Here is a 13,845-nt window from a genome sequence, read left to right as displayed (position 1 = left end):
CAATGGCTCTTTTTATTTGCCATTGGGGTGCTCACTTTTTGAGTACCATTTGCTACATTTTCATTTTACCGAAAACATGCTAGACAACCTTTTGCAGCAATAGAATGTCGAATCTCCTATGGATACGATACTTTCTGGTATCACGATGTGTGGCAAATTGATACAGAATTCAAACGCACAATTTCCGATAGATGTTACGCTTTGGGGGATTGTAACACTGACCAGTCTTCAAATGCCTTCTCACCTATGGTTGCTACTCCGTCAGGGATTACCACATCAGTTCCATGGCCGTTATCCTTAATACTTTACCAGTTTCCCTTCAGGAATAACAGTTGTCACCTCCCTTAATGCTGCAGTGATAGTTCTATCTGCAACTGCTCCACTGATACTCGAACTTATTTCCAACAGCCATCCTCTGTATCACAGCCCCGGAGAAGTGGAGCGTCGCTCTCCCAGCAAGCGAACCCGATATCGTCAAACTGGGTATCGTCCGGGTCAACGATGTACCGCAGATCAAGCCAACGCTCCAGGGGGCTGGGGCTGGAGTGGGCAGAAAAAGTCCAACACAATAGTGGAGTAGGGACAGACCCCAATATAGCCGGTGACAGCCAGTAGACCAGCACTGGGGGCGTAGTCCACGCCGGTCCAGGTGAACACTTCCGTGGCTTTCTACCCCTCCTTTGGGCGGACACAGGCAAGGACATAGTGCATCTTCTATCCGCGCTCTACCTCCAGGACGTTGTACGTATACAGTTCTGTGCGGAAGATTAGATAGTGCTTTCCGCTGCGGTGGCGAAACAGGAAGCAGAATTCATCATCTGTATCCAGATTACGCCGAGCATACCGTATCTTTCCATCATTGTCCAGCAATTCACTTTCACTGCCGAGAGATACGGATCGCCGTTATAGATGTAGGCTTTGGAGCAGATGGAATATCCATCCGTCAGCGGAAACTGCTCGTCTTGCTGAGGAAATCGGTTCTCCGGCGCAAACATGGCATGATCCTGCGCCCACCAGTCCCGATAGCGTTTTTCATGGGCGATGTTTTCAGTGTTCATTGAGATACCTCGCCAATTTTTTCTCCAGCAGGTCTGTCATATCATTGCAGAGGCACTTTACTTTCTCCTGCTCATGGGTGTAGTATCAAATGGTTTCCTCTCCGGGGCGGAGCAGGAGCTGGTCGCCGTCCGCTTCTTTCCAGAACTCGCCCAGTACACAATACCGCTCTCCATGGATGGTCAGAGTAAATATCCCGGAAAGGGAAAGGATCACGCCTGTGGAGGCCAGCGGTCAGCAGGAAGAACTCTCGCACCTGGGACAGGAGTGTGAAGTCCAGCACGCTTTCTTGATTCCCAATCTGCTCCTCCGTGGCGGCGGGTTGGATCTCATCAGAGGGATCCAGTACCTTTGCCAACGCCTTGGAGAACTTGGGGTATTCGCCAAACAACTCCGGGCTGTTGGGCTTGAATTCCTTTTGCTTTTCCCGCTGTACTCGCTCCTGCTCTTTGCAGAAAGCCTCCAGCTCGGCCAGATACCGCTCCGGGTAGAGATTGCTGGCCTCAAATGCTGTGCCGCTCTTTTCCAGAATGGCAATGGCTCCCTTTTGGCTGGTAAGCACCGGGACCCACGGGAAGTCATGCCGGCAGGGTTTCAGTTTCAGGAATTCACCTCGATTGAGCAAGGTTTCCAGTTCGGACTCATGCTCGTTCTACCAGCTCCGCCAAGTTTCGGGAGTTTCCCGCCCCTCGACCAAGTCCAGGAGTTTTACTGTTAATACTTCACTATCCATAAGGTCACTTCTCCGTTTCAGAGGTCGCAGGAATAGAGGCTCATGGCCCCGTAATCGGTGTGCAGGACAAGTCCGCTCTTGGTAAAGGCAAAATTCACCTGCCGCACCACAAAGGGGTCATCAATGGTGGCTAGCAGCTGGCCGCTACTGGTATCCCACAGCTCTATGGGGGAGCTGCCACGATCCTGCTGAACGGCCATCAGGCTGCCCCTTGTCCGCACAATACATGTGTCTGAAAAACTCAGCCCATGCCGGACAGGGAAGGGGAGGGGAGTGGTCGTTTCCTCTCCGGTCTGGGTCATATAGAACTTGCCGCCCACCGAGAAGCACTGGTCATCCGGGGAGAAGAAGGGATGCCAGCCCTCATTGGGGATCACTACTTTTTGGGCGGATTTCAGATCGACCAGCACATACTCACCCTCGGTGACGCGGTAGGCCGCTTTGCTCTGCCGGGGAGAGAGCATCCCGAAGCAGTAATAGGCAAAATTCGGATTCTTAGACTTCTTGCATTTTACCGTTTCCCGCCACACCTCTGTGTTGCTGCCAAAGTCAAAGACGACGATCTCCTCGCCTGTGTACCACAGGGCCAGGTCGCCGCTGGCATCCAGCATGGTTTTCATGCTGTTTTTCTTGTTGGCAAAGGGTGTGATTTCATGGGTGCGGAGAGAGAACTGCTCCAAAAGATAGCTGTTGTTCAGCAACAGAGTATCATTGGGGCAGAGAACCTGCTCGTAGGTCATCCGCTTGGCACCCAGAGAGACCGTTTCAAGGATCTCCCCGCTGCCATCGAAGTGATAGAGGGTCTCGTCCTCAAAATCTCCGACCACCCTCGTCAGAAAGAAGTCGTCCCGTGTGAAGGTGGCAGCTAAGGGCATGAAGCCGTTGCTGTCCTTGCCGACAAACCGGTGGCACCGCGCCTGCCCAACAGCGGCATCCGGATTCTGATAGACAAATCCTTTCCGCATCTGGCTCATCATGGCGCTGGCCGCCTTGCTCTTGACCTGGTAAGCGGAGTCGCACAGGGTCTCCTTGACCCTCCCGCCATTCAAGCAAGTTCGGATGGTATGTCCGTCAATTTCGATCCGCCACTGTTTATTTGTAGTGGGGTTGAGAAAGGTTTTTTCCATTTGGTGAATGCCAATAAGGAAGTATCAAAAATGAATTAAACTTAACGGCTGACAAACAGGTGTTGCTAAAAGAACGCTCATGATTCTCAATCGTGGAATCATGAGCGTTCTTCTTATTTTTTCTGGCCTTCTTTTATAGCCATAGCGATTTTTCGTTTATGATGCTTTATTAAGGCATTTGCTTCTTGATCATTAAGTTTCAATATTCCTTTTGCCTTTCTTGCATAGTCAATAAACGTTTGTTTTTCATCATTACGAGAATAAATACTATATAGTTCTTTTGCTGATATACGCCTGCCTTTAGATGATGTCCAATTACTGAGTCCAATGGTATGAGCTTTTCGACGCATCCTGTAATAATATTTTGTTATTGCACGTGGCCTTATTCTAATGTTTTTGCCATCAAATAGAAATCCTAAGTAATTTATGCTAGATGGCTGATCACCCTCGTAGATTACTTCGTCCTTATAAGTATAGCAAGAAGTCTTTTCCTTTTGTAAATCAATAAGTCCTTTCATTGATTCTACATAGGAAAAAATGTAGCTTGTAAAATCCGCGATTTCGGCATCTCTCTCGTATGGCAAGACAATGATAAAATCGTCTGAATAGCGCATATAAATCCCGCCTTTGCTGGTTACATAACGCTTAATGTCTTTATCAAACTTTATCATGTAAATGTTGGATAGTACAGCGCTAATTGGGGAACCTTGCGGAACGCCCACCCCAGAAATATTCTTTTTTATATCTTTTTTGTTTTTCTGAAATTGTTCTTTAGTCAGCACTGTCTCTTTACTATTGATTTTTTTGCGAACACCTCTTTCTGCAATGTTTTCGCCAGCTGCCTTTACAATGTCTTTCCAGTCCCAGCTTGAAAAACGGGTGATGTTTTTGAAAACAGAAAAGTAATCTTGAGGCAAACGCTCAACACCAAGCACTTCGCACATCATTTTCTTGAGATATTGATGTTCCAAGTTGTCGAAAAAATTAGTAAAATCACCTACTAAAATGAAGCACTGAGGAAAGCTGCGTATTGCATCAAAAGCATCCTTGGCAAAATCAATATTGTTTTTCCCTAAGTTATCTCGATATGCAATTGCAACGTCATCTATGTTATTTTCACAAGCCCAAATATTATACTGGTAGTTCAATAAAAATGCATATCGCTGATATACACACCTATCTAAATGTGAGCAGTAGTATAGCTCTCGTGGCTTTTTAGGTCCTTTCTTTCCATAACGAGAGTTTTTCTTCTCAAAGTGGATAAAAGGATAAAAACTGTGCGTAACTACTTTAGCTCGATCCATTACATATTTTCTAATAGAAGGCATGGATAACGACACGCGCAGGTCAAAATGTGCATAAGGCTTAGTATCATTGTGGTGTTTAACAAAGTCAACCCATGCTTGACATATCTGTTTTGAACTACAATTATGGCAAGATATGGATTGTTGACATTGATTATATTCTTTTTGAGTTTTCATGATTTCCCCCTAAAATGCATCATGCCTGCTAACATGGGGGACAACATCCCTAAGTTAGCAGGCAGGTACATGAACATTATTGTCCTGGGTGCATCTGATAGCGTTCCGTAGTATAATCATACTGGAAAGGAGTATCATGTTCAACGAACCCAACCTAGAATTGGTGGTTCTATGTGTAACGTTACTCATAGAAACATCAATTCGGCCAGACTTGACAGAAATGCTCCGCCCTTACAGCCAAACGTGTAAGGTAATATTATTTTATACCTAAATACGCACAAAGTCAAACTATTCTACGCATTTCAAACTGCATTTACAGGAGTAAGAATGGTACGGTACTTCCAGCAACCCAACCACGCCAGAAACGCCAGTAGTATCGGGCCTTTCTACCCTCTAAATGCGTAGGCACAAACGTCATAATAGCAGCGGGCGCAAGCAAAAATTAGCTTGCGCCCGCTTGGTTACTATACAGTAAATGCGGAGGAAGCCGTCAAGGGAACAGAGCGTTCATCTCGACCCTTGACGGCTTCCTTTGTCTTTGCTATTTCTTGTTTACGATGACTTCCGTGAGCTTTGCCTGCAAGCGGTATTTCATGTATTCATCCACCCGCACATGAGGCAAACCGTCCAGATCGTAGAGTGTCCGGGTACACAGCTTATTCATGTAGCCATCATAATGTCGCAATACACTTTCCACGGCCAGCGAATCACCGGCGTGGGCCGCCTCGATCACAGACAAGGGCAACAGTTCCCGCCCATAGAAAGTTGGCTGCTTCATTTCGCTTTCCTCCCTCCGTCGTCCTCCAATCGTTTCCGCAATTCATTCAGGGCTTTGGTACGGTGCCGTTGAACAGCGCTGCGGGACATTCCCATAAGACGGCCAATGTTGGTGTCTGCCATAGTTGCGACATAATGCAGAATTAAAATTTGCTGCTCTTGCTCCGGCAGGCTGACAAAAGCTCCGGCCACCAGCTCATCCCGGATATGTAGGGCATATCCAAAGGCCGAGAACACAAAGCTGTCGCTGGGGTACTCGTCCCGTGTGGAGAACTTGTCCCATTGAGCCAGGGAAATATCCTCTAAGGATATTTGGTACTTGCGGTATCTCTGCATTTCCCGCAGGTAGTCAATCGCTTCATGGTATAGAACCAGCTTGCAGTAATGGTCGAACTGACAACATTTCACATAATCAGGGGTATATTCTTTCATCTTCTCACCCCCGATCTGCGGGAGAATGAGAAGATAAAGCTGTTTTCACCACTCCTTTCATCTGTAACAATGCGGCGGCTCCAGCCCGCACCGAAGAACCGCAGGAACCGACAAAATTCGCCCGGCAGGCCATAGACCAACCGGGCGAAAATAGAAGTGCTATGAAGTTGATTTATATGGTATAGTACATACTCATGGTCGCCTGTCCCCGACGACGGGGACAGGCTTTTTTTGACGGTGCAAACCTCGTTTTATTTTGTCGAAACGCTCCTTGCTTCATGGCGGTTCCCTCCATAAGCCGTCGATTTCGCCAGAGTCAGGGCGTCGTCATTCTACGTGGGGGCAAAAAGAACGGCGGCCTTGATTTATTCAAAGCCGCCGTAATTTCATAAGGGCATGGGTATGGGCTGCTGAACGACGGCTTTTTTCTTTTGCCGTCGTCCGGCAGATAACATTGCTTCTTTCAATTCAGACACATTTCAGGAAAGACAAATCTTCCATTTGCTTAAATATTATGAAGATTTCCCGCTTTGCTCTATGCTCAACTCACCCTTTTTTAGCCGAAACACCACGTCCGCTTGTTTTGCCAGCTCGTTTGAGTGGGTGACAACTACCACACACTTTTTCATCTGATGTGCGCTTTCTTTCAGGATTTCCGTAATATCCCCAGCCGTGTCCTCGTCCAGATTGCCGGTAGGCTCGTCCGCCAAAATCACCGGGGCCTCACTTGCCAGCGCCCTTGCAATGGCTACACGTTGTTGCTGTCCACCAGAGAGTTTCAGTACGTTCCGTTTTATTTCTTCCTTTGTCAGTCCCAGCCGCTCCAGAAACGGGAGTGCCTGTTTTTTGGAGATCAATCGGACATTCTCTTGCGGGGTCATATAATCAATCAGGTTGTAACTCTGGAAGATAAAGGAAACATTCTTTTTCCTGTGGGCTGCTAATCCGGCCTGTGCAACATCTTTCCCCTCAAATAAGATATTTCCGCTTGTTGGGCTGTCCAGACCGCCTAGCAGGGAAAGGAGGGTTGTTTTGCCGCACCCGGACGGGCCGAGAATGGCATACATCTTTCCGGCCTCCATCTGGGCATCAATCCCTTTCAATACCATCTTCTTTTTGTCATAAGAATATGTCAGGCTACGCAGTTCCAAAATTCCCATAGAGGCACCTCCTATTCACTTTCGGGTACAAATTCATAATCAAAACCATAGTCATTTACTTTATCCGGCACCTCGTAATCTATGATGGGCGCACCGGATTGCTCCTGTGCCTTGTCCTCTTTTGGGGTACACCCTGTAAATAACAGTCCAACAAGAAGGAGGGCAGAAAACATTTTCCATACTTTTTTCATATCGTTACCGCCTCAACTCATTTTTGATAAAATCTCTCGCGGTTTCAGCCGCATGACGGAAATCGAGGAAATCCCGGCAGATACCGTTACAATCACAATTCCAATCAGGAACAAAAGTCCCATTTCCTCAAGCTGTACGCGAACCTGTAATTCGGGAGTTTCTATTTCCTGTTCCCCGATATTGGTTCCGGCTTCCCCACGGGTTCCAGCGGACAGCCCATCTTCCTGCTGCACCTCGGACACAGCCTGCCTGGATTGCAATACGTTTCCCATCTGTCCCGCAATGGCGCTAGCGGAGAAATAGGAAAGAGAAAATGCCAGCACTGCGATCAGCAAAACCTCAGCAATATATTGTCCTAAAATCGACAGCTTGCTTATCCCAACAGAAAGCAGCACACCGGTTTCATGGATTCGGGTTCTGGCCCACATGGTAAGAATGAGTGAGAGGATGACGATACTTACAATCAACGCAACAATTAAAACGGTGGATACCAGTTCGGATAATTGTTCCAGAGAGAACGCGGCATTTTCATAATCCTCATTGTCGATCAGAAATGAAAAACCTTTCCAGTCAACGCCGGCGATTTCCTTTACTGTAGAAATGATTTTCTCCATGTTCTGCGGATCGTCTACCGATACCGTCAGCTCGTTAAATCCCTGAATTGCGGGGCCATTTTCATAGGCCACCAAAGTGGCGAGATCGGTGATAATGAGATTTTGTATTTTATCGTAGGTTGTCACCTGATCGTTGATACCCTCTATTTCCTTTGGGGAAAATAAACCTACAATTTCAATCTCCACACCTCTGTCCGTTTGGATTTTATCACCAATTTTCAGACCGTTTTTTTCTGCCAGGTCTTTGCTGATAAGCCCTTTATTTTCATCGTCCGGCAGGATGTGTCGGCCCTCTGTCAGCGTAAGCTGCCCGGAAGTAAACCGGGTGAGCTCTTCGCTTTTCCATGTACTTAAAATTTTTGAGGATTCACGAAATTCTTCTTCAATGGGGATATTGCCAGTAAACAGTTTCAAAGAGGGGAACGCCGCCAGCCCCTCCACGGTGGCGCTGCACTCCTTGATTCCCTCAATTTCCCGGATTTGCCCTACCAGCTCCGGGCTGATCTGCTGGGTGGAATACATCAGCGTTCCGCCATCCACGCTTTCCACCTTCAAATAGGGGTTGTTTTCCGTGTAGTCAAATCCAATGAGAAAACTCCCGCCGAGGCTCTGCCTCAAATCCTGCTGAGCAGATTTAGAAGCGTTTCCCAGCGATAGAGCGGTCAGTACAAAGGTTGCCATCACCAGCAAAATGACAAAAAGAAGAATACTTTTGCCTCTTTTGCGGACGATGTACAGCCACGCTCGATTCATAAAGTTCATAGAATGGCCTCCATTTCATTAGGATAAGTGTTGCAACACTGATAGGATAGCACCCCAATATGGAACCAGTATGAAACAGAGCATAAAATGAAAAACCTCCCCACAAGGGAGAGGATTTTCAAGATAGGAAAAGGGTAAAACACATTCCTGGCGGATTTTCTGTTGCCTCAAATTGATAGGACAGCCTAAGTGCCTTTGACAGTCTATCTACAATATACAGCCCCAGCCCATTCCCACCGTCTTTTCTGTTTCTAGCAAAGTCCGGGCGATAGAACGGCTCAAATACATGGGCCAGCTTTTCCGGCGGAATAGGCGTACACTCGTTTTCTATTTTTATCTGCTGGGCGGTCAGTACAACAGAGATTTTGTGTCCCGGCTTTGTGTAGGAAACCGCATTGGAGAGCAGGTTAGACAGGATTTTTTCAAGGCTTTTCTTTGACGTGTAGACAAGGCACTTTTCCTGTATGCTTAAAGAAAAGCCAATCTTTTTAGCCGTTGCAATCAATTGATATGGTTCGCAAAGTGCCGGTAAGCTTTCCGACAGGTCAAAGTTTTCCGCGTCCTTTTCCTCCTGCGTAAAATCCAGCCGGGAGGTATCCAGAATTTCTTTTATCATAAAGGAGAGCTGCCCGGTGATTTCCTTGCACTCCAACAGACAGCTATCCCGGTCTTTATATTTCCCAACGCCTAAGATCATGTTTTCCAAAATCGCGTTAAGGGCCGTCACCGGCGTTTTCAACTCATGGGAAGCGGCCCGCAGGAAATCAATTTTTGACTGTTCAGCTTCACGAACTTTCCGCTTTTCTTCTTCCAGATTTTCAATGGTCGAAAGCAGGCTGGCATACAGCATATTCACGCGGGCGGCCAGTTCCCCAATCTCGTCATTTGTGTTCACGATACATTGCGCTGTCTTATCCAGCTTTTCCATCTTTTCTGTTGTTTCAGCGATCTGTTTGATTGGCTTCGTCATTGCCCTGGAAAACAATAAAGAACACCCGGCGGAAATGATGGCACAAAAGAATAAGGACACCGGCAGAGCTTTTCCGATGGCGGATTTTATCAAGATACCAGTATTCACATCACTTTCTATAATGGTCCCCTCTACGAAATGGTTTGTGCTTACCGTCATTTGAGGCGCAAGCACATAGAGGAAGACATGGGCCATCACGGTTACAGACAGCATAACCAGAAAGGTGTATAAGAAAATTTTAGAAAAGAGTTTTAAGTTTCTCATAGTTGTTCCTCATACTTGTAGCCAACACCTTTTACAGTAACAATCCGGTCAAGGCCCAGCTTCTTCCGCAAATTCTTGATATATGTGTCAATGGTGCGGTCTATGATGGGGTAATCATATCCCCACAGCTCGTCCAATATCTGTGACCGCGTAAGCACCAATCCTTTATGCTCCACCAGTAATTTCAACAAGTCGATCTCTTTTGGTGTAAGATCTATCGGCCCATTTTGGCCCGAAGCGATGTAGCCGCCAAAATCCACCGTAATATCACCAATCTGGATTTGATTCAGCTCCGGGCTTTTCCCGCACCGTCGCAACAGGGCAGCCACCCGTTTCCCCAACAGGAGCATGGAAAAGGGCTTGGTGATGTAATCGTCTACTTCTTCATCAAAGCTGGCCGCCTGGGTAGGCTCGTCGTCAAGGGCGGTAAGCATTAGGACAGGTACACTGCTTTTTTGGCGTAGTTCTTTTAATACCTCTAAGCCGGTTCGTTTCGGCAACATAATATCCAAAATCACTAAATCAACAGATTTTTCCCTCGCAATTTGCAAGCCCTGTTCTCCATCAAAGGCAGACAGGGTGGTATGTCCTGCGGATTTCATATATTCACAGATTGCCTCATTGGTGGCGGTATCGTCCTCCACAATCAATAAATCGGCCATTTTGACACCTCCTTGCATACTCTATTATACCAAAGCAATGTGGAAACAGTATGAAATATTTTGGTTTCTGTTTACGCATTTAGGCGGATGAAAGGCCCGCCATTTCAAGGCTTTTTCCGCATAGTCGGTGGGTAGGCGGGATAGATTATCAAATCCCCACCAGAACCGACTTCTTATTGCGTAGGAAAATTCCCATAAGAAAGCGCTGGGCGCAGGGCCAGCAGGCCGCGTCCGGCGTTTTCTCATGGGCTGCTCAGAATAGCCCAGATCGGTCTGCTTTGAAACTGACGTTTCATGTACTTATCCACCCGTACATGGGGCGAACCGTCCAGATTATAGAGCATCCGGGTACAGAGCTTATTTAGCCATCATAGTAGGATGCTCGTCAATTCCGTAATACAAATTATAAAGTTTAAACAGTCCTAATATAGCAAAATTTTATTAGGTAAAAAGAATTTTGCGGGCAATTTCCGTCCTTGTAAACGTATTATTGGCGAAGCAAAAAACAAGGGTTTGGGAAGTTCCCAACAGGCAAGAATCTCCGCTCCGGCAGCAGGCCGGAAACGGAGATTTCGCGGAAGTGTAGCCACACTTCCTATGCTTGCTCTGTTGTGGCTTCCCCGGAAAGGACGGGAACGGAATGGAACAGAAGCCAAAAGCACAAGAGAACGATTATCTTCCGAAAAGAGGAAATCCGCTGCAAGAAACTATCTGCTACAAGATCGGCGGGACGGTCTTTGAAATCGAAACTTCCTGCGGCGGAACGGAAGCGCTCTATGACAAAATGGTGCGGCTCATCCGCTCAGAAACCATCACAGATGCTGACAAAGACCACAAAGCACGGTATAATAAGGAAAGCAACCTGTTTGTCGGGCGTTCATTACAGGAGGAATGAACCATGACAGCAAACACAAACTATCCCGACAACATCACCGCTTTATACGCCCGCCTGTCCCAAGAGGATGCGCTGGACGGCGAGAGCAACAGCATTGCCAATCATGATGTAATGTATAGAGGGTGGATTACACCAAAAAACATTACATCATGACTGGCGGCTCATTTGTGGCGAATGAAAAGACAGTTATGATAAAGGAGGGATGCCCTCAAACCTACCGTAACTGTCAATCACATTCCCATGAAAGGAGCCTTGTATGGAACTGACTTACAGCAAATGCGGCGACTATCTCGTTCCCGACCTTGTGTTATCGGACACAAAAGAGTACCATATCGGGAAATATGGCCGGTTGCGCCGTGCCTACTTAAAAGAACACCGGCCCATTCTGTATACCGATCTCATTGTCACTGAAAAGTTGTTTCTCCACTTGGAGGAAATCGACATCGCCTGCCGGGAGCGGCTGGAAATTATCGAAAAATTCATGATGCAGCAAGAGGGCGTCACAGAAGCCCTGAAAGCTGCCGACCAGATGGCATGGGTGCGCTCCATGAACTCCATCCACAACAGGGCCGAGGAAATTGTCCTGGCTGAGCTGGTCTACTGTTGAGGGAGGGAACGCAATGATTTTGGAAGCCATGTATAACGGAGAGTTTTATCCCTGTGAAACGGTAGTGCCCACGTCCCCGGAATACCGCAAGGCAGTCCAAACCTGTGCGGCGTTAATGGAGCAGTTATCCCAGCGGCTCAGCAAAGAGGACTATGCGCTGGTGGAGGAACTCCGCGCACAAAACGCTATCGCTCAATGTGAGGAAAGCGAGAGTCATTTCAAGTATGGATTTTCGGCGGGGCTGATTACCCAACAGGAAGCCTATAATCAGCTGAAAGATAAACAGAAATAATAGCAAAAACCACCTGAGCCTCAAACAGTGAAGTGGCTCAGGTGGTTTTCTTAGTCGGTGCTATCGTTTTGAATATGGCTTTTTCGATGCTTCCTTATTCTGAGCGGCTTATCTTGTGAAGATAGCCAAGCGCCAACGATCATCAGACCGAGCGCCGTGAAATAGGTGATGTCTGGAAACTCTCTGAATACTATAAGCGATAATATTGCTGCTATAAATGGTGCAACCGCATAATATGCACTTGTTCGTGCGGCACCCAATAAACGCTGTGCATAAACGTAGAAATAAATGCTCAGTCCATAGGCGACGAACCCAAGAAGCATGACCAACATAATGCTCCCCCAAAATGTGGTTCGCTCTCCAATCGATAAACCGATAATAACAGATCCAATACCTGAAAAAATACCTTTCAGCAAGACGATTTGCAAAGGGTCCCGGGAAGAGATTTTCCGAGTACAGTTATTTTCAAATCCCCAACAGACAGCGGCAAGAAGCACAAATAATGAACCATAAGAGAAGCGCAGACTGGACACATCCTCAAAGGATAATATCCCACAGGATAACGTGACAAATAATATTCCGAGCCACAGTCTTGCGCTGATGTGTTCTTTGAATACCATCAAAGCAATTATAGCTGTTGCCACAATTTCAAAATTATTAAGCAGGGAAACATTGGCCGCAGTTGTAGCGTTCAACCCCAATAATAGAAAGATTGGAGCAGCAATGTCCAAAAGTATCATGGCTATGGTGTATGGTAATTCGGATTTTGTTAATGGCTGTTCTTTTGCTTCCGACTTTCGCACTTTTTTGATAAAAGCAATGACCATCATTCCCACACCCGCACCAATGTAAAGGAATCCGGCCATCAAAGTGGGTGGTACAAATTCAAGCAATAATTTTGAAAACGGAGCATTTATCGCATACAACGCCGCCGCAAGGACTGCAAATGCAATACCTTTCTTCGTATTTTGTTCCATAGTTGCCTCCTTGACATAAGCTGTGCAAAAACATATAATTTATATGTTATCATACAATATGTTCGATTATAGCATAACTAACTTTATGGAAACAATAAATAGAACGGCAGAAATGTATGTTATCGAACTTTTTGCTGGATTTGTACGGGGGAAACACCATGGATAGACGCCAACAAAAAACTAAAGCAGCAATTTTTAACGCCTTTCGCAACTTACTTGAAAAGAAAAGTTTTAGCCACATTACTGTTCAGGAAATCCTTGATCTTGCGAATATTGGAAGAAGCACATTTTATGCTCATTTCCAGACGAAGGATGAACTCCTGAAATATGTTTGTGAAGAATTATTTGGACATATTGTCAGTAGCGCCAAAGAAAAGAGCCATTTACACGGTTTATATTCGGAAAAAGAAACGTCACAATCAATTTTCTGCCATCTCTTATATCACCTTCAAGAGAACGACAGCAACATTTTGGGGCTGCTTTCCTGTGAAAATAGCGACATCTTTCTGCGTTATTTCAAAAACAGCCTCAAAGAGCTGATCCAAATAGAAATCGTTGATCAGAACCAAAGTCAGCTGCATGATATACCCTCGGATTTTCTGGTCAATCATATTTCAGGAAGTTTTGTTGAAATGGTTCTCTGGTGGATTCAAAATAAGCAGAAACAGACTCCAGAAGAATTAGATGGATACTTCCGCGCTGTAATTGAACCAATCTTGAATTCTCCTCATCTATAAAGCCGATGCAAATATTATATGATAGCCCAGAAAGCCCACGCAGCCGGCAAGATAACCGGAGGCGTGGGCTTTCTGTGTATATGGTTATTCTGTCAGATCATCCGAAG

The 13,845-nt window shown here is 46.3% G+C and carries 18 protein-coding genes and 1 pseudogene; 6 read left to right on the top strand and 13 right to left on the bottom strand.

Going from position 1 to position 13,845, the window contains the following annotated elements; genetic code table 11:
- Nucleotides 1-60: 60 nt before the first annotated feature.
- Nucleotides 61-189 carry a leucine-rich repeat protein gene (locus tag I2C21_RS16945; protein WP_353654837.1) on the bottom strand — a complete coding sequence of 43 codons (129 nt, stop codon included), beginning with the start codon at nucleotides 187-189 and terminating at the stop codon, nucleotides 61-63.
- Nucleotides 190-767: 578 nt separating this feature from the next.
- Nucleotides 768-1,058: a hypothetical protein gene (locus tag I2C21_RS16940; protein WP_195279851.1), complete on the bottom strand. Its 291-nt coding sequence runs from the start codon at nucleotides 1,056-1,058 to the stop codon at nucleotides 768-770.
- Nucleotides 1,059-1,234: 176 nt separating this feature from the next.
- Here I2C21_RS16940 and I2C21_RS16935 point away from each other — a divergent pair, with 176 nt between their 5' ends.
- Nucleotides 1,235-1,774, top strand: coding sequence for a hypothetical protein (locus I2C21_RS16935; protein WP_195279850.1), 540 nt, complete (start codon nucleotides 1,235-1,237; stop codon nucleotides 1,772-1,774).
- 32 nt (nucleotides 1,775-1,806) lie between these two features.
- Here the strand turns inward: I2C21_RS16935 and I2C21_RS16930 are convergent, their stop codons facing one another.
- From I2C21_RS16930 to I2C21_RS17875, 10 genes and pseudogenes are all read right to left on the bottom strand, one after another.
- Entirely contained in the window at nucleotides 1,807-2,916 is a 1,110-nt protein-coding gene (locus I2C21_RS16930; RefSeq protein WP_195279849.1) for a hypothetical protein, read from the bottom strand.
- A 113-nt stretch (nucleotides 2,917-3,029) separates the two neighbouring features.
- On the bottom strand, nucleotides 3,030-4,397 hold the full coding sequence (gene drt2, locus I2C21_RS16925; protein ID WP_195279848.1) for an antiviral reverse transcriptase Drt2: 1,368 nt from the start codon (nucleotides 4,395-4,397) through the stop codon (nucleotides 3,030-3,032).
- Nucleotides 4,398-4,938: 541 nt separating this feature from the next.
- Nucleotides 4,939-5,175 carry a helix-turn-helix domain-containing protein gene (locus tag I2C21_RS16920; RefSeq protein WP_195279847.1) on the bottom strand — a complete coding sequence of 79 codons (237 nt, stop codon included), beginning with the start codon at nucleotides 5,173-5,175 and terminating at the stop codon, nucleotides 4,939-4,941.
- Nucleotides 5,172-5,606 carry a sigma-70 family RNA polymerase sigma factor gene (locus I2C21_RS16915; protein WP_195279846.1) on the bottom strand — a complete coding sequence of 145 codons (435 nt, stop codon included), beginning with the start codon at nucleotides 5,604-5,606 and terminating at the stop codon, nucleotides 5,172-5,174. Before I2C21_RS16915 ends, I2C21_RS16920 begins: the two co-directional genes overlap by 4 nt.
- Before the next feature lie 512 nt (nucleotides 5,607-6,118).
- Nucleotides 6,119-6,766, bottom strand: a complete 648-nt coding sequence (locus I2C21_RS16910) for an ATP-binding cassette domain-containing protein (protein ID WP_195279845.1) — start codon at nucleotides 6,764-6,766, stop codon at nucleotides 6,119-6,121.
- An 11-nt stretch (nucleotides 6,767-6,777) separates the two neighbouring features.
- The gene (locus tag I2C21_RS16905; RefSeq protein WP_195279844.1) at nucleotides 6,778-6,957 is read right to left on the bottom strand and encodes a hypothetical protein; all 180 of its coding nucleotides are present in this window, start codon (nucleotides 6,955-6,957) and stop codon (nucleotides 6,778-6,780) included.
- 12 nt (nucleotides 6,958-6,969) lie between these two features.
- Nucleotides 6,970-8,334 (bottom strand): ABC transporter permease, encoded by a 1,365-nt coding sequence (locus I2C21_RS16900; RefSeq protein WP_195279843.1) that lies wholly within the window; start codon nucleotides 8,332-8,334, stop codon nucleotides 6,970-6,972.
- A gap of 118 nt (nucleotides 8,335-8,452) precedes the next feature.
- Entirely contained in the window at nucleotides 8,453-9,568 is a 1,116-nt protein-coding gene (locus tag I2C21_RS16895) for a sensor histidine kinase (protein ID WP_195279842.1), read from the bottom strand.
- Nucleotides 9,565-10,230 (bottom strand): response regulator transcription factor, encoded by a 666-nt coding sequence (locus tag I2C21_RS16890; protein ID WP_195279841.1) that lies wholly within the window; start codon nucleotides 10,228-10,230, stop codon nucleotides 9,565-9,567. The genes I2C21_RS16895 and I2C21_RS16890 overlap by 4 nt, the downstream gene beginning before the upstream one ends.
- A 242-nt stretch (nucleotides 10,231-10,472) precedes the next feature.
- Nucleotides 10,473-10,583: pseudogene (locus I2C21_RS17875) on the bottom strand (helix-turn-helix domain-containing protein); the annotation flags it as partial.
- A gap of 287 nt (nucleotides 10,584-10,870) precedes the next feature.
- On the opposite strand from I2C21_RS17875, the gene I2C21_RS16880 reads away from it, so the two are divergent.
- The 4 genes from I2C21_RS16880 to I2C21_RS16865 all read left to right on the top strand — a co-directional run bounded on the left by I2C21_RS16880 (nucleotide 10,871) and on the right by I2C21_RS16865 (nucleotide 12,024).
- Nucleotides 10,871-11,125, top strand: a complete 255-nt coding sequence (locus I2C21_RS16880; protein ID WP_195279839.1) for a hypothetical protein — start codon at nucleotides 10,871-10,873, stop codon at nucleotides 11,123-11,125.
- 3 nt (nucleotides 11,126-11,128) lie between these two features.
- Entirely contained in the window at nucleotides 11,129-11,278 is a 150-nt protein-coding gene (locus I2C21_RS16875) for a hypothetical protein (protein WP_195279838.1), read from the top strand.
- A gap of 103 nt (nucleotides 11,279-11,381) precedes the next feature.
- Nucleotides 11,382-11,732 carry a TnpV protein gene (locus tag I2C21_RS16870; RefSeq protein WP_195279837.1) on the top strand — a complete coding sequence of 117 codons (351 nt, stop codon included), beginning with the start codon at nucleotides 11,382-11,384 and terminating at the stop codon, nucleotides 11,730-11,732.
- 13 nt (nucleotides 11,733-11,745) lie between these two features.
- Nucleotides 11,746-12,024 (top strand): DUF6809 family protein, encoded by a 279-nt coding sequence (locus I2C21_RS16865; RefSeq protein WP_195279836.1) that lies wholly within the window; start codon nucleotides 11,746-11,748, stop codon nucleotides 12,022-12,024.
- Nucleotides 12,025-12,074: 50 nt separating this feature from the next.
- Here the strand turns inward: I2C21_RS16865 and I2C21_RS16860 are convergent, their stop codons facing one another.
- On the bottom strand, nucleotides 12,075-13,001 hold the full coding sequence (locus I2C21_RS16860) for a DMT family transporter (protein WP_195279835.1): 927 nt from the start codon (nucleotides 12,999-13,001) through the stop codon (nucleotides 12,075-12,077).
- A 116-nt stretch (nucleotides 13,002-13,117) separates the two neighbouring features.
- Between I2C21_RS16860 and I2C21_RS16855 the strand changes: the two genes are divergently transcribed.
- Nucleotides 13,118-13,738 carry a TetR/AcrR family transcriptional regulator gene (locus tag I2C21_RS16855; protein ID WP_286167344.1) on the top strand — a complete coding sequence of 207 codons (621 nt, stop codon included), beginning with the start codon at nucleotides 13,118-13,120 and terminating at the stop codon, nucleotides 13,736-13,738.
- Nucleotides 13,739-13,845: the final 107 nt, after the last annotated feature.

This window comes from Clostridium sp. J1101437_171009_A5 (genome assembly GCF_015547905.1).
Taxonomy (GTDB): Bacteria; Bacillota; Clostridia; order Oscillospirales; family Oscillospiraceae; genus Pseudoflavonifractor_A; species Pseudoflavonifractor_A gallinarum.
This window is presented reverse-complemented; position numbering and strand designations above follow the sequence as displayed.